The following is a 22,783-nucleotide window of genomic DNA, read 5'->3' as shown; positions in this document are numbered from 1 at the left end:
TTACTCCCAAAGCAGAACTGAGGGTAGTAAATCGGGGTAAGCTAATCGCAGCAATTCGTAGCCAATTCCCGAAGTACCTTGAAAGAAACTAGGACTAAAAACTTGGTTAGGCAAATTAGGAAATAGTTGATAAGCACCCATGTTCTCCACCCTGGTAATTGCTCCAGCCGCTTGTTGTTGAGCAATGCTGCGTAAACTTTCCTGCCCTAATTTTTGTGCGCCCACCAGCAAAACTTCTATGCGTCCAAAATTACCGCAACAAAGATGATCAACATTTTGCAAACCATATTTTTGAGTTGTCTGTAATGCTATTTCTATATCTCGATGAATTTTTTCTGTCCCTAAAATAGATAAACCCCCCAACCTTGCCAAAGCAATTCCAGGTGCGCCATGACACCAAGTAACCATATATACAGGTTCGACATGGCGAAAATCTGGCCAATTGGCAGATTTATCAGAAAAAGCACTGGTTTCATACATAATTCCCTCTTGGGCAGCCTGGAAATAAGCCCTATCATCGGTTGCTGCATACAGTTGCAATAAGGCGTAGGAAATGCCAGCCGCACCGTGAGAGAAGCCCGTTAACGGCTGTTGAGCAAAATTTATCCAGGCTTTGGGCGAACCATTCACACTGATCTGATGCTTGAGCAAATGTTGACCACAAGCTATTGCTTTCTCTAATACGGCTGCATCTGATGTTTGGCGATAAAGTGTTAACAGTCCCAAAATCGCGCCCGCAGATCCTGCAAGGATATCGAACTTTGTATCAGCAGCAATCAGTTCCGATGAGATTGCCTGTGCTGCTCGTTGGGCATCATCTAATAACGATGGTTCTTTGAGAAATTGACTAATTCTGACGAAAGCATAAATAATTGAACCTAATCCAGTCGCTCCACCCATGCCAATCGCGTTGATTAATCTGGGAGCTAAGTGGGGGTCGGATATCTGCAATAATTTGCGTACAGGTTGTAAAGCACCCAAAATTAAATTGCGGAACTGAGTAGTACCTCGAACATAATCCAAGGCTGACAAAAACATTGCAATACCACAATTGCCATCGAAAAGACTACCACCCAACAGTTGAAGTTGAAAGCGGTCGGCATCAGGGATATAAGATAATCCCATCCAGTGAATGCTTCCATCTGTCCCCGTAATTGCTCGTGTTTGAATTTCTTGGGCGATCGCTTCTGAGTGTTGCAATAACTTTTCAGATGTTAAACTATGAGTCTGTGAAATCTGTGCATCTTTGGCTGTATTTGCTATTTCAGTTCCAGGTGTCCGTGCTACTCTGGCATAAAAAGCCCCCTGAATCATAGCTACTTGCTGTGCTAAATCTGCCTCATCCAGTCTTTGCAACCGAGAGATAACTTGATCGTAGCTGGAAGCTTGAAAGTATTTTTCAATGGGTGACTCTACTCCAAAGGTTAAAGCATCGCTGTCAGCACTAGCTGCAAAATAAGGAATATCTAACTGTTCCATTGCACTGATTTCAGAATGCAAAATTGACCAAGCATTCGGCTTATCCTCCGCTATGAGTAACGCCCGACTGAGGATATCCAGTTCAATACTTCGATCTATGCCATTTTGCAGAAATTGTGGAACAAGGGTTTTTTGTAAAATTATTCCATAGACTTGAGTGGGGCGAAAAACAAACCTTATTCGCTGCCTTTGCAACTGTCTGAGGGGACTATCACTTGCTAACAATGCTTGACGCTGCTCTCTAACAAAGAGATACATCTGCTCAAATCCTGCTACCAAATCCTCCAGGTAGTCATTAGGAGACAAAGCCACTCCATTTAAAATTGGCACATTTTTCTGAATAGGCATTGTCACTTTCTGATAACCCAGGTGCATCTCATCTGTGTTTATAGATTTCCAATAGGATACACGTCTAGGTATTTGCTGAGGATCAACATTCCCCAAACCGCTAACATCATAGGCCATACGGTTGTCTTGACTAAAATCCCAGCGAGGTAACAATCCGGTACGCAGAACTAAATCCCAAAGCTGGGGCATAGTTGCAGTTTGTAGTTCCTTTGTTTCTGGGGATATTTCCATCGCTCTGGCTTCGTGATGCAGTAGGGTTTCCATATCTACCAGCACCAGGTGTTCGCCACTAGCAATGAGATTCTCATTATGACAGTCAGTTCCCTGCAAAACGTACAGCAAGCACAACAGCATCCCCGCACGCTGATAAAAACGTTGTGCGGCTGGCTCATCTTCACAAGGTAAGTGTTCTACATATTCAACCCAGCCATAATTCTGACGATTCAATACTTTGAGAACTTTCAAAGATAAAGGGATCTGACGCTGATTGCACCAGTTTAAAAATTGGTTATAGGCAACTTCTAAACCTAAATCTTTGGGTTTGTAGATGAGTTTTAAGCCAGATTCAAAAGTGATGGCGATCGCACTTCGTCCTCGATGATGCGGATCAGATAAAGCAGTTTTGATTTCTCTAACCTTTCCTAATTGATTAATAGCTGATTCTTCTGGGTGAATCTGCTCACCTAGAAATAATTGCTGAATTTCCGATAAATCTGCTTGTAAACGTTGTAAAAATTCCCCTGTCGCTTCCACCCAAAAATCAATCGTAGTCGCCACTAATTTACCCAGCACCGGATATTTCTGGAAAAAAGCCATCAGTCCATCTTGCAGAAGTTTCTGCACAAAACCATTGTAATGAATCTTGCTAGGACAGCCATGTGTTTGTTTTTCGATTAAGTTAACAAAACTATGCCCAAAGGGACGAAAACGAGAAAATTCTAATTCCAGGGTTTTCTCACAAAGATTCACGAGTTTTTGTAGCAAGCTGCGCTCTAGAGTTAGATAAACTGCTTCGTCTAGTAGTTTTAAAGGTAAGTAATCTGAAGATAATCCCGCCGCTCCTAGACAAGTTAATAATTTTCGTCGGGCTACAAATATGGCAGGTAAAAAAATATCTTCAAATATTAGTGGCTCGTGAGGATTAAGAGGGCTTTTAGATTGCTCATCAAAAGTCAATTCTGAGGCGATTTGCATAATTTCTGTTAATGTTTGCGCCCAGAGAGGTACAGATAAATTATGTCCAGTATCGGCTGTTTCTAAAACTGATCTGACTATATTAATATCCAAACCATCCCACTCAAGACGTTTATGAAATTTATCCCAATTTCCTTGAGCCACAACTTCACACCAATGATTGAGGCGGATACTAGCATTTTGTTTATCTTTTTCGGCTGTTTCCAACTTGCACAATCGATTGCTCAGACATTCAGATAAAGAACTAGCTTGGATAATAATCTTGTTTAGCTCAGATGAATCTACTCTCATGTTATTAACCTAAATTCAAAGACAGATATGAGAATAATTTGTGCGTATAATCAGGAATTTCTATGATGAAGAAAAACCAGCCAGCAAGTTTTATCTGTGAAAACTCTATGCAGGCTGGCTTAAACTTGATATTTGGTAGCAGGTAATTAGGGCTATTTATTACTTCGACATAGCAAATGTTTCAGCCCAGGAAGACCTCTATAAACCTCAATCTCTTGCTTATTGAGGCTTCCAATTACAACAGCGACCTGGGTCTAATGTACCTACATGAGTCCAATGTGTGGAAAAGCAAATACCAAATATTCCACCACCAGCCACTGCTTCCATTTGCTGCTCAGATAGTTCTTGGAGGCCACTTTGAGTTTGTCGGCGTTCTAGTTCAAATTGCAGTAATTCATCTTCAGTAAACTCATAGCCGTACTCAATAGCGATCGCTATCATGTTTGAGGGGCTAGCAGCAAACTTGACCTTTTCTGTTAATACTTCATCCTGAGCAGCAGCTTGGAAAAATTCTACCACTTGTTGTTTAGACATTTATTTTTCTCCTAATTTTTGATGTTTTGTAGTGAAAGACTTTTAACTTGAGGCATTTACCTGTGCTTTTGTCTTCCTGTGACTCTCTACGATGGCTCTTAGTGTTTATGCACCCTAGTAAAAATATTTTTTTGAAAAATATAGGAAATGCCTGGAATGCTTTGTATTACAATTAAGTGTAAATTCGTAAAGTCTAAATTTTCTATACTCAAAAAATTTTATGCAACCCCGACAGGGTATTATTGAAACCTTCTCAACCTTTGTGCAGTTTGATGCAGATAGGTTCAGCGTTTGGGTGACAGATAGCAAACTACAGCGAAGTATAAAAAATTGCTTACAACAATACCCACAACAGACATCTGATCATTTTTGGGTGCTGTACTGGTACAAAATCTGGCAAATAGAAGCCAGTCCTTTAGCGGTAGGACATATTTCCGCTTATTTGCAAGAGGTATGTTACTGGGTGGCGAGAAAAATAGCCTTAAATTTTTCGAGTCAATTTTCTATTGCTGATTGTTTTCAGATAGCGATTTCCTGCATTTATAAAATCCTCAAAAATTTTAATCCTGAATATAGTACAAGCTTAAAAAGCTATGCAGAATTTGCTTTTGAGCGTTTTCTGAAAGATTCCCTACGTGTGGGAAAGGAAGCAGATATCTGCACTGACTGGGCTTTACTGCATAAAATTAGCCGCAAGCGGTTGGTAAATTCCTTAAATCATGCTGGTTTTAATAGTCAAATTATCAATAATTACGTCCTAGCTTGGGAATGTTTTCGGGAACTCTACACCAGTGAAAGTCAAACTATCCGTCAGTTGGGAAAACCAGATACTAGGACATGGGAAGCAATTACTCAACTTTACAATAGACAAAGCTTGAGTAAATTAACTCCCGAAACATTGGAAAAATGGTTGAGTACCTGCGCTAAAGCTGTACGAGAGTTTCTTTATCCCAAGTTTGTGTCTGTAGATGCTCCCATTTCTGGGCAGGAATCAGGTAATTTATTAGATACATTACCCGCAGATTTACCAACATCATTAATTACAGAAATTATTGCCCAAGAGGAAGCTAGAACTAGACAAACACAACAAATACAATTAAACCAAGCGTTAATGGATGCTCTAGCAGCTTTGGATATTCAGGCTCAACAATTACTCCAAGCTTATTATCAGCAAAATTTGACTCAACAACAAATTGCCGAAAAGTTAGAAATTAAGCAATATTCAGTCTCTCGCCGCCTGAGTAGCATTAAACGCTTATTACTCACTACGCTAACCCAGTGGAGTCAGGATAATTTGCATATTTCGCCGACATCTGTCGTAGTCGATGCCGTCAGCAAAAGTCTAGATGAATGGCTTACTAATTACTATAGAACCTCTTGAGATTATGTTTGATCATGCTGTGGGTTTCGCTGTTGATAATGACTTGGTTCTAGAAGTGGTTCAGACATCACCTAATCTAGAGCATAACTACTCTACTCCTGGTGCTTGTCAGCGTGCTTGGGTTAATCAAGTTTGTTTAACTACTTTTTTAGACTGGTTGCAAGGGGAAGTTACACCCCATGCGAGAGTTTATCCCAACACTGCTGCTTTACCGAGTATTTGGGAAGTAGTTAACGGTACGGCTGTGAATTTTGATAACTCGCGCTTGGTGTTAATTCCTACCTTAGCAATGGATGGAGATGAATTGCGTGTACCTCAAGAATGGGTGGATATTCCTGAATGGGCGGCTGATTATTATTTGGCTGTGCAGTTAAATTCCGATGCAGGCTGGATGAGAGTTTTTGGTTACACAACTCACCAACAAGTTAAAACTGTGGGGGTTTATGATGGGAGCGATCGCACTTACAGTTTAGAATCTGATCAGCTAATTTCCGATTTGAATGTGCTGTGGGTAACTCGCCAATTGTCACCCCAAGAAATCACGCGCGCCTCAGTTGCACCTCTACCACCCTTACCCCAAACCCAAGCAGACAATTTACTGCAAAGATTAAGTCACGCAGATATCAAATTTCCTCGCTTAGAAGTTCCCTTTCAACTTTGGGGAGCATTAATCACTCATGGCGGTTGGCGACAACGTTTGTATGAATTGCGTCAAGGAGTTGTAGAATCAGCATCCGTAGGGCAATGGTTACAAGCAGGTGTAGCAAATTTTGCTCAACAATTAGGCTGGGAGCGACGACAGTTTTTAGCTATATCTTCCGGTATGCGGAGCGCAGAAAGTCAAGTGTCTCTTTTAGGTTTATCTCGACAAATATTAGTAGCTGGTAATACTTATGAGTTACGAGTTATTTCTCAAGGTGATCCCAATGAAAACATTTGGCGGTTTGAATTACACCCGACAAATTCAGACAATCTCATTCCTGTAGGCTTTCAACTTAGACTACTCACAGAAGATTTACAACCATTTCCTCACAATGAAGATACAGCGACAATTCCTAGAGAAGAATTATCTGTAGAAGTGATGTTAGAAACCGGTGAAGGTTTAGTTTGGGAAGTTACGCCTTTACCGCTAGACTATGAGCGCGAAATTTTGCGTTTTTAGGTGGGGACTGGGGACTGGGGATTGAGAAACAGAGTAAAGTACAGGAAAATACTATCCCCACACTCTCACCCCTATACCCCTACACCAACACTTGTCAGGAAATGGTAGTAATGAAGAAGAAATTTTTTAATTTTTGGTTGCTGGTATTAAGCACTATATTAATATGTGTTTTAGTAACTCCAGCTTTCGCCAATATTCCCCAAAAGACAATCATCAATCAAGATTCACAATCAAATATTATTGAAAGTCAACACTTATATGAAAGTGGGAGATTTGCTGAGGCTGTGCAAATCTTACAGCAAGCAGTTAAAGTCTATGAACAGCAGGGAGATATTTTAAAACAAGCTGTGGCTTTGAGTAATTTATCATTGGCTTATCAACAACTTGGTAATTGGGAACAAGCACAATTAGCTATTAATAAAAGCTTGAATTTACAGAAGAATAACAGTCAGAATTTAGCAGTTTTCGCACAAACTCTAGATATTCAAGGACGCTTACATCTCCTCACAGGTAAGTCAGAATTAGCTCTCACAACTTGGCAAAAAACAGCAGATATTTACACTCAGCTAGGCGATAAAAATGGTATTGCCTTAGCACGACTTTATCAAGCCCAAGCATTACGCCATCAAGGTTTTAATCAGCAAGCTATTAAGCAATTAGAACAGGTAAACCAAACTCTCAAATCTCAAGATGATTCTTTAGCAAAGGCAGGCGTTTTACTGTCTTTGGGTGATACCTTGGAAAATGTGGGAGAATTAGAAAAATCTCGTTTGGCTTTAGAAGCAAGTTTAGCAATTTATCAACGGCTGAAATCTCCAGAGAATATTGCTTTAACTCTCCTCAGTTTAGGTAATAATGCTCGTATACAACAAAAAAATAATCAGGCGATCGCATTTTATCAACAAGCATTTAATATCTCACCTTTGCCCCTAACAAAAGTTAAAGCCAGACTGAATCATCTTAATTTATTAATTGCAGATAAACAACTGGCAGCCGCACAAGATTTAATTCCTGAAATTCAATCTTTACTCTCACAACTGCCACCGTCACGCCCTTCAATTTATGCCCGTATTAACTTGGCGCACAGTTTAGTTAGTTTAAATACTCCCACATCCCAAATTGCTCAACTTCTGGCTAAAGTTGTACAACAAGCCCGGAGTATAGAAGATATCCGCGCTGAAGCCTATGCTTTAGGTAATCTTGGGAACCTGTATGAAAAAACACAACAAATTTCTGAAGCTATTAACTTGACACAACAGGCTTTGATATTGGCACAAACTAGTAACGCCTCAGAAATTACATATTTATGGCAATGGCAATTAGGTAGATTATTCAAAGCCCAAGGTAATTTTACAGGAGCGATCGCAGCTTATGATGCAACTATAGAAACATTAAATTCATTGCGTACTGATTTAGTCACACTCAATCAAGATATTCAGTTTAATTTCCGCGACAATGTTGAGCCAGTTTATCGTGAGTCGGTGGCTTTACTACTAGAAAATTCTGGAGAAAAACCTGATATTCCCACATTAGAGAAAGCCAGAAACCGCATTGAGGCGTTACAGTTAGCAGAACTAGATAACTTTTTACGCGAAGCCTGTTTACAAGGGCAGAAGGTAATTTTAGATCAAATAGTAGATCAAGAAAATCCCAATACTGCCATACTTTATCCCATTATTCTACCAAAAAGATTGCAAGTAATTGTCAAAATTCCTCAGCAACCACTACGCCATTTTACAATTAACAAATCCCAGGTAGAAATTGAGGAGACTTTAGCACAACTACAAGAATATATTTTAGAACCAGATAGAACAGAGGAAGTCCAAACCCTATCACACGAAGTCTATAACTGGTTAATTCAACCCATTGCCTCTAATTTAGCCACCAGTCAAGTTAATACTCTAGTATTCGTATTAGATGGAGCATTCCGAAATATACCCCTAGCTGCTTTATACGACGGTGAAAAATATTTAGTGGAAAAATATGCTGTGGCTTTAAGTTTAGGGCTTCAGCTATTAGCAAACAAACCCTTAGCGCAAAAACCTGTAAGTATACTGGCGGCTGGTTTAGTACAACCACCACCACAATTTCCCACATTTCCACCCTTACCAGGAATCAGGTTAGAATTTGACCTGATAGCTCGAACAGGAGCATCTACCAAAAAATTACTAGATCAAGAATTTACCAGTACCACTCTCGAAAAAAACGTTAATACTGTTCCTTTTAATGTCTTACATTTAGCAACTCACGGCCAATTTAGTTCCCGTCCAGAAAATACTTTCATTTTAGCCAGTGATGGTTCTATTAATGTTTTACAATTCGATAACTTACTGCGTTCTCAAAGTGAAACTAATACGCAAATTCTAGAATTATTAGTTCTGAGTGCTTGTCAAACTGCCACAGGTGACAATCGTGCTACATTAGGATTAGCTGGCGCAGCAGTTAAAGCAGGCGCACATAGCACGCTCGCTTCCCTATGGCACATTAATGATCAATCTACTGCTATCTTAATTGGTGAATTCTATAGTGAGTTAATCAATAGTAAAGTCACTAAAGCTGAAGCTTTACGTCGCGCTCAAGTCAAACTATTAACAAATTATCCTAATTATAGTCGCCCTAGTTATTGGGCTGCCTATGTGTTAGTTGGTAATTGGATTTAACCTGAGTTCGGAATCAGAAGTTTTCATTGTCTACACACAAATTCTGTTAGTGTAGCAAGGTGCAACCTATTACGAACTATAGCAGTCTTAAATCATTCGTTAGACACAAGATCCCCGAATTCTTTGAGAAGTCGGGGATCTGGACACCGCGAGTTCTCACAAATCAGATAGGACTGCTATATATTCTTCAGTATTTTCTCATTAATTATTTCGGATTGCTATATCCTGAATTGATGAGGAAAATCGTTTAATTCAGCTTTGTATAAATTACATGAAAAATTAGATGTCAGTAAGTGAGCAAAAAACCCTCCTGAATTCAGAAGGGTGAGGTATGATTTGGTACAGTAAGAGGTTGTGCGATCGCTAGATGCAAGTTCAGTCAATTAGTTGTTTACTAGGAACTTGTGTATCAATTTCTGCCTGAGATAAGGTAGGTAGCGACCAATTAGTTTCACCAGTTTTGAAGATTTTCGCGGGTGCAACATTCAATTCAATTGCGCCTGTAGTGGGATTAGTCTTAGCGATTGATTGTGTACCATCTACAAACTTAACAGCAATTGGTTCAGTTAGTTCTTCAACTGGAGCATTCGGATTTAAAACCACTTGAGAACCTGCGGGTAAGTATATACCATCACAATCCCAATCGTCATCTGTAATTTGACCTGCGGCTAAATAGTAAAGTTGCGTTGGAGATTTTTTTCCTTTATTGGCATAAACGCCTAGAGTTTTACCAGTTTCATTCAGACATTGCGCTCGTTTTTTCGCAGTTTCCATGATAGATTTTTGAGCTTGCAATTGTGTTAATCTCGCTTGTAATTGCTCAGATGTATAACCAGCTTGTTCTGGAGTATTTTGGACGTTCAAAAGTTGATTGATTTCTTGAGTGATTTCCGTGTAATCAACCCCTTTAGTAAAATCTTTGCTAGCCCAAGCAGGTTGAGAAATTGTAAAGTTAACAATTAACGCTATGGCTACAAGTATAATTTTGATGAATGGCATATTCTTTCTCCTGGAATTAAGCAGTTATTAGCTGTTATCTAAATTTATAGTGATGGTGAGTCTTGAATTCTGGGGAAAACTTCTAGCTTTTGGGGACTTACCCAACGATTAATAAATTCATTGTTTTTGCGGACTTTAATTTGCACTTTTTTAGGGCTTAATTTAACTACTTCAGCCGGAATTTTCTGGACATCAGCAGCATCAGGACGATTTTTATAAAGCCATATAACTTTTTGTCCAATTTCAAAGTTATTAGCTACAGACATATTTGTGTCTGCCAAAGCGGGAACGGAAATTAAGAAATTGATTCCCAGCACTACAAAAATTACAGAAAGAGAAATAAATTTCATACTGTTAACAGTTACAAACTTTGCGTTTTGAATTTAGAAGTTTGAATTACTTTGATTAATCCTATGAGACATATACAAGTAACTGTCAAACCAATGGGAGTGAGAGAAGCACTATCTAAGATAATAAATACACCCAAACCTATGAGAACAAAGGGAACTAAATGATTACCATAGCGTGTCAGTAAATTAGCGATCGCACTCTGACAAGTTAGTTTATAAGTCAGATAACACCACACACCTACTAAACATAGAAACACGCTAATTATTACTAGTAAATCTGTCACAGAACTATGGGCAAATAATGGCATATAAATGCCAACATTATCACTACCGTTAGCAATAGTAATAGCCGCTACACTATAAGCTTGAGGAGATAAAAAACTCGCGATACTAGAACTATGAGATAATTCTATTTCTGACTCCGTTTCCCCAGAGTCATCGCTATCTGCATTCAGCCAACGATTTAAGCCAATGATGATTGGCACTAAACCCAAAAGTCCCATCCATTGTGATGGTAATATTAAACCCCCCAAAAAACCGACTAAACTAGCAATAACTAAGGTAGAGAAACCCAAATACTGACCGATGACAATATGTCGACGATGGAAAGTTTTATTCACCTGTGAGAATAATAGTGTGAGAATGACTAAATCATCGAGATTGGTAGCGGTGAAAGCTGTGATGCCTGTGGAAAAATTAGTAATAAATTCGTTCATTTCTAGTTCTTCTTAGTTTTTTAGTTGGAATTATTTCAAGTAGTGCAAGTCTATGTCTGCAAATCCTGGGGAAATTGCTACTAAATGAAGCGTGGAGAGGTAGCATTTCCTGTTCAATAGGAAGGTTGTAGCTGCTGAGAATGAAGGGATTAGGGACAGAGTAATAACTTTTTTGGAGTCTAATTTTTTTCATCTGTTGATGTGTTCACCAGCTTGGCTATTGTTAGTAGAGGGAATCACAACAGCAATGTATATCTGAGTTATTGGTTACGATTTAGTTTTTCTACAAATTTAGGATTGTTGCCAACTGTTTGGTCAATCATAAAAGGTTTATTATTAGTGCCTTTTTGAGTAAATTTGTTATTAGTTTGCAAATGTAAGCCAGGTAATAGACTAACCTTCATTTCCTGGCTATCTTTAGCAGCAGGAATAAAAGTTACCCTCAATTCATTAATTACTTGTTGCTGTTCTTTGATGATTTGAGTTAATTCATTGAGCTTTTGAGAGTGTAATTCATCTAATTTTTGGTGCAGTAATTCGATATTTTGGCTAGCTTTGAGGTTAACTTGATGGTCAATTTCAGCATTTCTGCGGTCTGTATCAGATTGGCGATTTTGACTCATTAATACAATGGGTGCTGTATAAGCAGAAGCAAATGAAAATACTAAGTTGAGCATAATAAATGGTGATTCATCCCAGTGGGGAATTCCTGGTGTTAAGTTCATTCCTACCCATCCCGCTAAAACTGCACTTTGACAAATGAGAAATTTCCAAGAACCTACATGACTAGCTAATTTATCAGCTAGATGTTGTCCGCTAGTTAATTCTTCTGTGGATTTATCTTGATAGTTTTTTATAACTTGATGTTGATTTGATAATTTATTTTTAGTAGGCTTCATACTGCACCTTTTAGTTAATTACGGTTGTGTTCGCTTCGATGACTTTTAATTTACGTCTTTCCCACAATAGGAGCAAATACTCTTTTTTGTTAAAAGGATAAATTAAAGTGATGAATCAAATTGGAAGTAAATAGCTCTGATTTCGTGACTGTTGTTAAAATCCCGATTTTCGGGTTAAGTCTTGTAAAAGCTAGTGAAAGCATGAGATGGAGCAAAACCAGTGCAGATTACTAAGCGGAATGTGGAATTGCGGGTGGACGATAGTTTGATGCGGGTTTATGTGGCTACGCCGAAACCCGCAGGTGTTTATCCTGGAATTTTGTTTTACAGTGATATCTACCAGTTGGGTGGTGCGATGCTGCGGTTAGTTAACTACTTAGCTGGGTTTGGTTATGTGGTAGCAGCACCGGAGATTTTTCACCGTATTGAGCCTATTGGGACAGTCATCGAGCCGGATGACTTGGGGAGAATGCGGGGTAATGATGCTGCAAGGCGGACTGCGATCGCAGAATATGATGCAGATTGCCGTGCTATGATTGACTTCCTCAAGGCAGATAGCGCAGTTGACCCTAATAAAATTGGTACTCTCGGCTTTTGCATTGGTGGTCATTTAGCCTTTAGAGCCGCCTTTGCTAGTGAAATTAAAGCCTCTGTCTGCTGCTACCCTACAGGTATTCCTAGCGGTAAATTAGGTAAAGGAGTCGCTGATAGTATTCATAGGGTAAGTGAAATTACAGGCGAAATGTTATTAGTCTTAGGTACTCTCGACCCCCACATCCCAGAAAATGACCGGAACACCTTAATTACAGCCTTAGAGCAAGCTAAAATCCGGCATCAAATATATATGTATGAAGCAGAACATACATTCATGCGCGACGACGGTTATCGCTATGACCCAGCCGCGTCTACTTCAGCTTGGAAGGAAATAATTGATTTCTTGGGGAGAGTGTTTTAGTTAGGGGTGTAGAGGATGCAGGGGGGCAGGGTGCAGGGGGGCAGGGGAGAAAGGGGAGACAAGGGAGACAAAGAAGAAGTACCCAACCATCACTCACCAAGCAGGCTAGGTTTAGGACTGGCGTAGACGCAAAGCATCTTGCCGCAGGCATCGCTCAACAACTTGTCCAACTAAACAGAGGTAAAGTCGAAGCCTACAGTGCTGGAGTTGGCAAAGGTACAACATTTACAATTAAATTGCCATTGTTCAATACAGCCCAACTCAACCCCAACCCACAAGGGTAGGAGTAGTAAATCCTATGCCAGCCGAAAACATCAGTAAAATGGGACACTGGACTTATAATCTAGTCACCAAAGAAATATTTTGGTCGCTACAAGCTCGGCGCATTTTTGTGGGTGAATGTGAGTTTCAACTGAGCTACGCAGCCGCCATCAATCTTGTTCACCCGGAAGACTTACCTAATTTATTAACTGCCACGGATACTGCCATAGCTCATAAGTGTCCTTTAGAAGTGGAGTGTAGAATTATTCGCCCTGATGGAGTTGAGCGTAGCATTTACTTAGAAGCAGACTTAAATTGTGATGCTGATGGTGAACCTGTGCAGATGTTTGGCATTGTGCGAGATATCACACAACGCCAGCAACAAGAAGCATCTGTGCGTGAATCGGCACAACTCTTGCAGGCGATAGTTGAGAATCTACCTGGGGGAGCGGTGTTTGTCGTTGACCGCAATCTACGCTATTTATATGCCGAAGGCGAAGCATTAGCGATCGCCGGATTCAAATCTGAAGACTTCCTTGGGCAGACGATTTTCGAGGTACTACTAGCCGAATTAGCTACATATTACGAGCCGATGTACCGTAAAGCTCTTGCGGGTGAGTCGTTTGAGCATGAACACAATGCCCACAATCGCAGCTACGTTTCACGGGGAACACCGCTTTATGCTGCGAATGGTGAAGTCTATGCGGTGCTTGTGGTTTCCTACGACATTACCGATCGCAAGCGTGCAGAACAAACCTTAACAGCAGACCTGAGAGACACCCAACTGCTGCACGCATTAAGCACACGGCTCGTCAGCGAGGATAACATTCACGCACTTTATCAAGAAATTATGGAGGCGGCGATCACTCTTACCCAGGCCGATGCCGGAACCGTGCAAATTTTGGACGAGGCAACGCAAGACCTGCTGTTGCTGGCAACCCATAATTTTGAGCGCGACCTGACCGATCATTTCTATCGGGTCAATGCCAGTTCCAATACATCCTGCGGCAGGGCATTAGTTACGGGCGAACGCACCTTTATTGATTTTGATGTACCCCAGAGCGAAGACCCCGACGGATCGATGCGAATCCATGTTGAAGCCGGCTACCTCTCGGCGCAGTCCACCCCGTTGATTGCCCGTTCCGGCAGAGCAATGGGTATGGTGTCCACCCACTGGCGCAAACACCATCGACCGAGCGATCGAGAACTGCGGTTTCTCGATTTACTGGCTCGTCAAGCGGCTGACTTAATTGAGCAACGGCAAGTAGCAAACGCCCTGCGTGAGTCGGAAGCAAAATATCGATCGCTGTTTGATTCAATCGATGAAGGCTTCTGCCTGTTTGAGATGATTTATGACCAAACCCGAAAGGCAGTTGATTACCGTTTCTTGGAAGTCAATTCAGTCTTCAAGCAACAGACGGGACTGGAAAACGTGGTAGGCAAGCTGGGTAGCGAGATTGCCCCAAACACTGAAAGCTATTGGCTCGAAGCCTATGACGAAGTGGTCAAGACGGGCAAACCGCAGCGTATTGAAAATTACAACCAATCAACCGAACGCTGGTATTCGGCTTATGCTTCGCGTGTCGGTGGTGTGGGTAGTCGTCAAGTATGCACTGTTTTTAGCGACATTACCGATCGCAAACGCACCGAACAACGACAGGCATTTCTCTTGCAGTTGAGCGACACACTGCGATCGCTGACTGATCCAGTAGAAATTCAAGCAGAAGCCTGTCGGCTGCTGGGCGAACATTTAGGCGTTGACCGTGCCTACTACGTCGAAGTCAATGAGGCTGAGGGTTACACGCGCGTCAATCAAAATTATTTGCGTGGTGACTCGCCCTCGCTTGTTGGCGTTTTTCGGTTAACAGATTACAACTGGACTATGCCGTTCCTGCAAAGGGGCGAAACTATTATCGTCGCGGATGCCCAAACCTCGGACATAATTCCCAACGCCGACCGTGAGGCGTTGGCAACTGTCAAGATTACCGCGCATATTACCGTACCTCTGATCAAAGCAGGCACGTTGGTAGGCTCGCTCTGCGTCACCGAATCCGCGCCCCGTCAGTGGTTGGCAGTGGAAGTTGAACTCGTGCGCGAAACCGCCGAACGCATCTGGGCAACCATCATCCGCGCCCGTGCCGAAACAGAATTGCGTGAATCAGAAATTCAGCGATTTCAAGAACAAACCGCCCGCGAAGAAGAACGCCAACGCGCCGAAACTCTAGCAGAACTCGATCGCGCCAAAACCCTTTTCTTCAGTAACGTCAGCCACGAATTTCGCACACCGCTAACGTTGATACTGGCTCCCCTACAAGATGCCTTGAGCGATGCTGCCAATCCCCTACCTCCAGCACAACGTGAAAGGTTAGAAATCGCCCATCGTAACAGTTTGCGTTTGCTAAAACTGGTTAATACTCTGCTCGACTTCTCCCGCATCGAAGCCGGACGCATGGAAGCCTGCTATGAACCAACCGACTTGGCACTGTACACAACTGAGTTAGCCTCAGTATTTCGTTCCGCTATTGAACAAGCTGGGCTGCGGCTAATTGTCGATTGCCCACCTTTGCCAGAATCAGTTGATGTAGACCGAGAAATGTGGGAGAAAATTGTGCTTAATCTCCTCTCCAACGCCTTTAAGTTCACATTTGAGGGCGAAATCGCCATCAGGCTGCATCTGGCCGATGATCATCATGTAAAGCTACAAGTAGAAGATACAGGTACAGGGATTGAGCCAGAAGAACTGCCCCATTTGTTTGAGCGATTTTACCAAGTGCGAGGAGCAAAAGCCAGAACCCATGAAGGTTCGGGTATTGGTCTAGCTTTAGTGCAGGAATTAATTAAACTGCATGGTGGAACTGTAGAAGTCAGCAGCACCGTAGGGCAAGGAAGCTGTTTTACAGTCACAATTCCTTTAGATACAGCGCACCTGCCGAGTATTAGTGTAGCGGAGCGCGATCGCGCAAGTCACATCCTAGCCACACGCACCCTAGCATCAACCGCATTAGGTGCTACGCCATATGTTCAGGAAGCAGAGCGATGGATAGGGGAAGAGGCAGGGGAGCAGGGAGCAGGGGGAGAACTTACTATCCATTTCTGCCCATCTTCAAGAGCCACCACAGCCCGTGTTCTCATCGTTGATGATAATGCCGATATGCGCGATTACCTGACGCGGATATTAAGCGAACACGTCCAAGTCGAAGCGGTGGCTGATGGGGTGGCGGCACTGGCGGCGGTGAATGAGCGAGTGCCAGATTTGGTACTAAGTGATGTGATGATGCCCTTTTTAGATGGCTTTGGGTTATTGAAAACATTACGGTCTAATGTGCGGACACAAGAAATACCCGTAATTCTGCTTTCTGCCCGTGCTGGGGAAGAGTCTGTAATTGAAGGACTTCTGGCTGGGGCTGACGATTACCTCATTAAACCCTTCTCAGCACAAGAACTTGTTACCCGTGTCAATGCCTATCTGCAACTGGCACATTTACGCTCTCAAACACTCCATCAAGAAAGAACAATTAACCGCCGCAAAGATGAGGTACTATCAATGGTTTCTCATGAACTGAATACCCCATTAGTGGCAATTCTTGGTTGGGCGCGATTATTGCAAAGCAACCCACCTAGTCCAGCCATGCTCTCCAAAGCCTTGGAGACAATTGAGCGTAATGCCACCTTGCAAGCAAAAGTAGTTGAAGATTTACTCGACATCTCACGTATCACTGCAAGTAAAATCAGCCTGAATTTAGAGCCAGTCCACCTGCAAGCGATAATAGAAAGTGCGATCGCTACAGTACAGCAATCTCTACAAACTCAAGATATCTATCTAGACTTTCAGCTTGCTTCTGCACCAGTAGTGTTACAAGGCGATAGGGAACGTTTGCAGCAAATCATCTTAAATCTACTAACTAATGCGGTTAAATTTACTCCCGATGGCGGGAAAATCGAGATTAATTTGCAAACTGACGATGACCATGCCCAAATTACAATAGCAGATACAGGTTGTGGTATTGATCATGATTTTCTGCCACACATCTTTGATACATTTAGTCAAGCCCCAAGTACGAAAAAAGGGTTAGGGTTAGGACTGGCGATCGCCCGTAGTTTAGTGGAACTCCACGGCGGTACAATCGTTGCTACAAGTCCTGGTATCGGACAGGGTACAACTTTTACTGTTAAGTTACCGTTGATCTCTCTAGATACCCGACTTCTTTAAGAAGTCGGGTATCTGAAGAATATCAAACCTTTTGAGTTTGATATATTTCTATCAAATTACCAGCATGACGAGCGTGCATATTGAGGAGGTTCATCTCCCACGGTAAAAACCGACGAGGTTGAGGAAAATGAGTAGACAATACACCAACCAAATTGCCACTGTCACTAGTGAGGGGTGTAGATTGGACAGCACGATAACCCGCAGAAGCTGCGATCGCTCGGTGAGAATTGAACATCAAATTGGTTTCGATGTCCTCAACGATTATGGACTCTCCGGCACGCACAGCACTGATGCAGGGTGAATGATCAGTAATGTTAACTGTTCTAAAATCATCAACTGAACCTGGCTGAAAGCCGCGTTGGACTGCAAGTTCGAGTGTGCATGATTGTCGCTCGAACAGATGAATGTGACCCATGTTAGTTCGGTGCATCGCTACTGCTTGATCAAGTAGATCAGACAACGCATCTTGGAGCATTGGAGATATTTGCAGCTTAGTGCTGAATAATGTGGTGTGATTGCTCGGTATTTGGGATAAAGAACACCCCTCACATACCAAGCGCACTAATAAAGGAGCGATTTCTTGACACGGTAAAACTCGGTCTACACAACCAGTGGCGATCGCCGCTTGGGGCATTCCACCAGCCACAGAACTGGTTTTATCTTGAACCAGAACAGTACCACCTCTATTTGACACTTCCTCCACCCCCTCTGCCCCACCTTTGCCTGTGCCAGTCAGCACAACTACGACAGCGCGGTCTGCATAACTCTGAGCCACTGACTCAAAAAAACCATTTACGCCGTGATGCCAGCCATGTTTGGTTGCTTGCTGTGCCAGAGAAATTGTACCGTTAGCATTAACGATAAAGTAATGTCCTGGTGGACATACATACACCACACCTGCCATTAATTTTTCTCCCTCATGCGCCCAGCGTACTGTGAGATGGGTTTGTAATTGTAATACTTGTGCTAAAACGTTAGTATCTCCCAGGCTTAAATGCTGTAGACACAAGATGGGAGCAGGAAAGTTACTAGGCAAGCCTGAGAGAACCTTAGGAATTGCTGTTACTCCTCCAGCAGAAGCAGCGATCGCTACAATACAAAAGTTTGATTTTTTCTGGTGACGGTCGCTAGACATTTCTAAATATAATTTAATAAATATTAATTAAATACAGGCCGGATAAAAATTAAATTTCCTCCCTTTGTGCTTTCCTAAATGAGTTTATTGAACCTTGAGATTTTGCTATAGCTTGCCGCTTTTTTTCTTTGGCAAGTTTTGCTTTTTCCCTTACCTGTTGAGTGATTGAGGTAATTTGTCTTGCTTCCTTTTAGGTGATTTATGTGAACTCCTAGTTCCCCACACAAATTATGACAGGTCACAGATCCCCGACTTTTTTAAAAAAGTCGGGGATCTGAAGACCCGCAACTTGTCAAAATCAATCGGGTGGAATACGACTCCAACTAAGCTGACGGTATAGTTAGGAAATTAAGCCGATTTTGTTAAATTAATATTTATTTTAATCTCAATACCAGTTTGCCTAGTGATAAGTTAAACTCGGTTCGCCAGTTGTGCCACCATTGCAATTAACTCTGTTGGTGGTGCTAATTTATGTAAATGCGCTTGAAAACCTGCCTTTATTGCCTTTGTGCGGTCTTCTGCAAGATAAGCACTGATTGCAGCCGTGGGAATTTGCCATCCTTTAGCAGCTTCTATTGCCTTGATGTGGCGAATCAAAGTATAACCATCTTCATCGGGCATTCTAATATCACTGATGATGACATCAGGACGCGATCGCTCTAATTGTTGCAACGCTTGGGCTACTGTAGCTACTGTTGTGACTACAACTCCATGTTGCATTAACACTGCTGCAATCAAATCGCGGGTATCGGCTTCATCATCAACAAACAGTACACGTAAACCATCTAGTCTATTGGGTATTCTTATAGGTGCTGTCAAGCTTGATATCTGTTCTGGCACTGCTGATTGCTTATACTTAGTAATATCATGCAGGCATATTTGTAATGCACCCAAAGCTCCCGAAGTTTCTCGCCCGGCTTTCACCAAAACTAAAGCAACAAAAACTTGTTTACCACTGGGACAAATGGAAACTTCCAATTCTTGCACAGACTTTTCATTCAAACACTCCTTGAGTTTGTTAAGAAAGAATTGATGCTCTTGTTGAGCTACAAAATTCATTAATGATTTACCAATTAGTAAACTGGGTAATACATTTAATAAAGCAGCACCAGTATAATTAATTTCTAAAATTATTCCTTCACCATTTGTCACCAAATAAGCATTAGGAGCTAATTTAAACAAATCATGGTAAACCTGACGTTCTGATACTAAGGTTTCATTTTGTTCTAGTAATTCAGCCTCTAAGGTTTTGATTAATTCTAAATTGTCCTGAATTTCTGTTTGAAACAATCGCAAATTTTGTATATTGGTTTTGATATCGTTCAATGCTGAGAGTGCTTGTTGCTCTGGTATAGAGGATTTGATTAAATATTGTTCTAGTGCTGCTATTCGCTGTTGAATTATTTCAATAAAATAGCTAAACTCTTCTTGTCTCACCACTACTTCTCTTTTTTTACGAGCATATCATTTATATTACCAAAAAACTGGGTTAAAAGCCCCGCCCTTCCAGGACATCTTGTCACTGCGTTGCTCGAATTTCATCTTATGCACAAACCCACAAACGACTAATGACTAATGACTATTGACTAAAGTCTTACTTGTAACCGATGTCAATGTCACCAAAAACTGTTCAAATAGAATTATCGTTGCCTACAGGGAGTGATGACAGATCGCGTTTTAATTCTGGGAGGACGGGGGCGCATTGGTCGCAGTGTAGCCCAAGATATAGCTACCCATACACAAGCCAAAATTACAATCACGGGGCGTACCCTGGGAACAGTTCAGGGTGATGATTTCCCCTTGCTAGTGTTGGACTTAGCAGAGGTAGATAAGTTGCGGGAGGCGATCGCTAATTCTGATATAGTGGTTCACTGTGCCGGGCCGTTTCATTACCGTGATGCAAATGTCCTCAAACTCTGCATTGAACAAGGTGTGAACTATGTTGATGTTAGTGACCACCGTTCTTTTACTAAAAAAGCTTTAAATTATCATCAACAAGCTGTTGATGCTGGAGTAACAGCAATTGTCAATACAGGAATTTTTCCCGGTATTTCTAACAGCATGGCACGCCAAGGTATTGAACAATTTCATGAGCCAGAACAAGTACATTTAAGTTACTTAGTAGCTGGTTCTGGTGGTGCTGGCGTTACGGTCATGCGGACAACTTTTTTAGGATTACAACATCCTTTTGAGGCTTGGATTAACGGTCAATGGCAATTAGTTAAACCCTATAGTGAGAGAGAAGTTATCACTTTTCCTTCTCCTTATAAACGTAGTGGGGTTTACTGGTTTGATATGCCAGAAACTTTCACTATTCCTCAAGCTTTTCCCAATGTTAAAACCGTAATTACTAAGTTTGGTTCAGTCCCAGATTTTTATAATCATCTCACATGGATAGCTGCCCATGTTTTCCCTAAATCTTTGATGCAGCGTCACAGTGCAATTGAATTTTTATCTCATGTGAGTCATTTAATGACAGATGTCACCAATGTGTTTAGTGGTATTGGTGTAGCAGTACGCGCAGAAGTTACAGGTAAAATCAACGGTCAAACTGCTGTCTATTCCTCAACTTTATTGCATGAAAATACAGCAGTTGCATCTGGCTATGGTGCAGGTAGTATTGCTCAATTATTACTATCCGGTCAACTGAAAAAACCAGGAGTTTGGCCTGTAGAAGCTGCGTTAACCACAGATTTATTCACGCAAACTATGGCTAGTCGCAACATAAAAATTGAGCAGCAACTGAGAAGTTAGTAACAAGTAGGGTGCGTCAGCTTAAGTAACCTATTTCATCATGAAAATGGATTTATGCTGACGCACCCTACAAAACATTTATTTTTGAGTAAATACCCTTAGTTACTTAATGTCTTAATTGCTAATGGTAACTGCGACACTGTACCTGGCCACAACTAGCCAATAGTAACTTGTGTAGTATCTACGGATGTCGTTCCATGTACGTTTCGGGCTACGGACATCATCTTGTTGAGAATTTCTTGGCTAGGAACTTTTCCTTTCAAAACTACAGTACCGCTAGTTTGAGCCACCCACAGGGAATCTACATTTTTTAGCTGTGCATCTTGATCAAATGCTAAGGCTACCCGTTTAGCTAAACCACTTTGGTCATATTCGCCATTTAATCCCAAACGTTCTGGCGGAATTGACTGGGTAGCGGTGGAAGTCGCCGCTTGTTGTACTTGAGGGGCGGGATTTACTTGAGCATTTTGAGGCTTTTCCATCCCGAAAATTCTTTGTAACCAACCCATAAGTATCTTTCACTCCTAAAACTACGTAGGATTACATCCTCAATATAAAAGTTTTGTGAACTTCAGACATCTGCCGATCAAAAGATGTGCAGCTAGCAAAGCATCTACTGTCAGGATGAGATAGTCTTAACTTTTGTCTGGTGAGGAGTAGAAGGGGTGCAGGGATTAAGTTTAGAATAAAATATAAGACTTATAATTTATTAACCTAGTAGACAGTACGTGTAAGGCGGCAATTAGTTAATATTCGCTTTAACAAAATTGCAGCCTGAGCCTGTGTTGGCAAAGATGAAACATACTCTTTCAGTTTTGGTAGAAGATGAGGCGGGGGTTCTGTCCCGCATTGCGAGTTTATTTGCGCGTCGTGGCTTTAATATCGAAAGTCTGGCGGTGGGTTCGGGTGAGCAGGGAGGCGTTTCCCGAATTACGATGGTTGTACCTGGTGACGATCGCGTAATTGAACAAATCACCAAGCAACTATACAAGTTAGTCAATGTCCTCAAAGTCCAGGATATTACAGAAACACCTTGTGTAGAAAGAGAATTGATGCTTTTGAAGGTGAATGCTACTAGCACTAACCGTTCGGAAGTCATCGAACTAGCTCAAATTTTCCGGGCGCGGGTTGTAGATGTGGCGGAAGATTCCCTAACTTTAGAAGTTGTGGGCGACCCTGGTAAAATGGTGGCGATCGTACAGGTGCTACAAAAGTTTGGTATTCGAGAAATTGCCCGCACTGGTAAAATCGCCTTGACTCGTGAATCTGGTGTGAATACTGAGTTACTCAAGTCTTTAGAAGCTAAGGCTTCCTGAGATATCATCGCCAAAACGCTGGACTAAAAGAAATCACAGCAACAAGAACCAAGCCTGCCTTTGCAGGCTATATTTATTTTGGGGTGAAAATTGCGTGGCAATTTGATAGTAATCCTATCCTCATACCACCCAGAGTGTA

16 protein-coding genes are annotated in these 22,783 nt (G+C 41.7%); 7 read left to right on the top strand and 9 right to left on the bottom strand.

Features of this window, described 5'->3' with window-relative positions; all coding sequences use genetic code 11:
• On the bottom strand, positions 1 to 3,312 hold the full coding sequence (locus CLI64_RS03555; protein WP_103135930.1) for a type 2 lanthipeptide synthetase LanM family protein: 3,312 nt from the start codon (positions 3,310 to 3,312) through the stop codon (positions 1 to 3).
• 219 nt (positions 3,313 to 3,531) lie between these two features.
• Positions 3,532 to 3,846, bottom strand: coding sequence for a Nif11-like leader peptide family RiPP precursor (locus CLI64_RS03550; RefSeq protein ID WP_103135929.1), 315 nt, complete (start codon positions 3,844 to 3,846; stop codon positions 3,532 to 3,534).
• Between the two features lie 220 nt (positions 3,847 to 4,066).
• Here CLI64_RS03550 and CLI64_RS03545 point away from each other — a divergent pair, with 220 nt between their 5' ends.
• The 3 genes from CLI64_RS03545 to CLI64_RS03535 all read left to right on the top strand — a co-directional run bounded on the left by CLI64_RS03545 (position 4,067) and on the right by CLI64_RS03535 (position 9,049).
• Positions 4,067 to 5,227, top strand: coding sequence for a sigma-70 family RNA polymerase sigma factor (locus tag CLI64_RS03545; RefSeq protein WP_103135928.1), 1,161 nt, complete (start codon positions 4,067 to 4,069; stop codon positions 5,225 to 5,227).
• A gap of 4 nt (positions 5,228 to 5,231) precedes the next feature.
• Positions 5,232 to 6,389 carry a DUF1822 family protein gene (locus CLI64_RS03540; protein ID WP_103140576.1) on the top strand — a complete coding sequence of 386 codons (1,158 nt, stop codon included), beginning with the start codon at positions 5,232 to 5,234 and terminating at the stop codon, positions 6,387 to 6,389.
• A 110-nt stretch (positions 6,390 to 6,499) separates the two neighbouring features.
• Complete coding sequence (locus CLI64_RS03535; RefSeq protein WP_374703954.1) at positions 6,500 to 9,049, top strand: CHAT domain-containing protein; 2,550 nt, start codon at positions 6,500 to 6,502, stop codon at positions 9,047 to 9,049.
• Between the two features lie 375 nt (positions 9,050 to 9,424).
• Here the strand turns inward: CLI64_RS03535 and CLI64_RS03530 are convergent, their stop codons facing one another.
• The 4 genes from CLI64_RS03530 to CLI64_RS03515 form a co-directional block, all read right to left on the bottom strand.
• Positions 9,425 to 10,048, bottom strand: coding sequence for a hypothetical protein (locus CLI64_RS03530; protein ID WP_103135926.1), 624 nt, complete (start codon positions 10,046 to 10,048; stop codon positions 9,425 to 9,427).
• 44 nt (positions 10,049 to 10,092) lie between these two features.
• Complete coding sequence (locus tag CLI64_RS03525; protein ID WP_103135925.1) at positions 10,093 to 10,398, bottom strand: hypothetical protein; 306 nt, start codon at positions 10,396 to 10,398, stop codon at positions 10,093 to 10,095.
• An 11-nt stretch (positions 10,399 to 10,409) separates the two neighbouring features.
• The gene (locus tag CLI64_RS03520; RefSeq protein ID WP_103135924.1) at positions 10,410 to 11,114 is read right to left on the bottom strand and encodes a cadmium resistance transporter; all 705 of its coding nucleotides are present in this window, start codon (positions 11,112 to 11,114) and stop codon (positions 10,410 to 10,412) included.
• A gap of 260 nt (positions 11,115 to 11,374) precedes the next feature.
• Positions 11,375 to 12,013: a DUF1003 domain-containing protein gene (locus tag CLI64_RS03515; RefSeq protein WP_103135923.1), complete on the bottom strand. Its 639-nt coding sequence runs from the start codon at positions 12,011 to 12,013 to the stop codon at positions 11,375 to 11,377.
• A gap of 220 nt (positions 12,014 to 12,233) precedes the next feature.
• Between CLI64_RS03515 and CLI64_RS03510 the strand changes: the two genes are divergently transcribed.
• Positions 12,234 to 12,968, top strand: coding sequence for a dienelactone hydrolase family protein (locus CLI64_RS03510; protein ID WP_103135922.1), 735 nt, complete (start codon positions 12,234 to 12,236; stop codon positions 12,966 to 12,968).
• A gap of 298 nt (positions 12,969 to 13,266) precedes the next feature.
• Complete coding sequence (locus CLI64_RS03505; protein WP_192881674.1) at positions 13,267 to 17,439, top strand: ATP-binding protein; 4,173 nt, start codon at positions 13,267 to 13,269, stop codon at positions 17,437 to 17,439.
• 22 nt (positions 17,440 to 17,461) lie between these two features.
• Here CLI64_RS03505 and CLI64_RS03500 read toward each other — a convergent pair whose 3' ends face one another.
• On the bottom strand, positions 17,462 to 18,574 hold the full coding sequence (locus CLI64_RS03500) for a chemotaxis protein CheB (RefSeq protein ID WP_103135921.1): 1,113 nt from the start codon (positions 18,572 to 18,574) through the stop codon (positions 17,462 to 17,464).
• A gap of 411 nt (positions 18,575 to 18,985) precedes the next feature.
• On the bottom strand, positions 18,986 to 20,011 hold the full coding sequence (locus CLI64_RS03495) for a response regulator (protein ID WP_225977501.1): 1,026 nt from the start codon (positions 20,009 to 20,011) through the stop codon (positions 18,986 to 18,988).
• 225 nt (positions 20,012 to 20,236) lie between these two features.
• On the opposite strand from CLI64_RS03495, the gene CLI64_RS03490 reads away from it, so the two are divergent.
• Positions 20,237 to 21,328, top strand: coding sequence for a saccharopine dehydrogenase family protein (locus CLI64_RS03490; RefSeq protein ID WP_103135920.1), 1,092 nt, complete (start codon positions 20,237 to 20,239; stop codon positions 21,326 to 21,328).
• Between the two features lie 155 nt (positions 21,329 to 21,483).
• Here CLI64_RS03490 and CLI64_RS03485 read toward each other — a convergent pair whose 3' ends face one another.
• Positions 21,484 to 21,837 carry a BON domain-containing protein gene (locus tag CLI64_RS03485; protein ID WP_103135919.1) on the bottom strand — a complete coding sequence of 118 codons (354 nt, stop codon included), beginning with the start codon at positions 21,835 to 21,837 and terminating at the stop codon, positions 21,484 to 21,486.
• A gap of 285 nt (positions 21,838 to 22,122) precedes the next feature.
• On the opposite strand from CLI64_RS03485, the gene ilvN reads away from it, so the two are divergent.
• The gene (gene ilvN, locus CLI64_RS03480; protein WP_103135918.1) at positions 22,123 to 22,644 is read left to right on the top strand and encodes an acetolactate synthase small subunit; all 522 of its coding nucleotides are present in this window, start codon (positions 22,123 to 22,125) and stop codon (positions 22,642 to 22,644) included.
• Positions 22,645 to 22,783 lie beyond the last annotated feature (139 nt).

Origin of the sequence: Nostoc sp. CENA543 (assembly GCF_002896875.1) — a bacterium.
Taxonomy (GTDB): domain Bacteria; phylum Cyanobacteriota; class Cyanobacteriia; order Cyanobacteriales; family Nostocaceae; genus Trichormus.
Note: the sequence above shows the minus strand (reverse complement) of the source record. Positions and strands in the feature narration are given on the sequence as shown.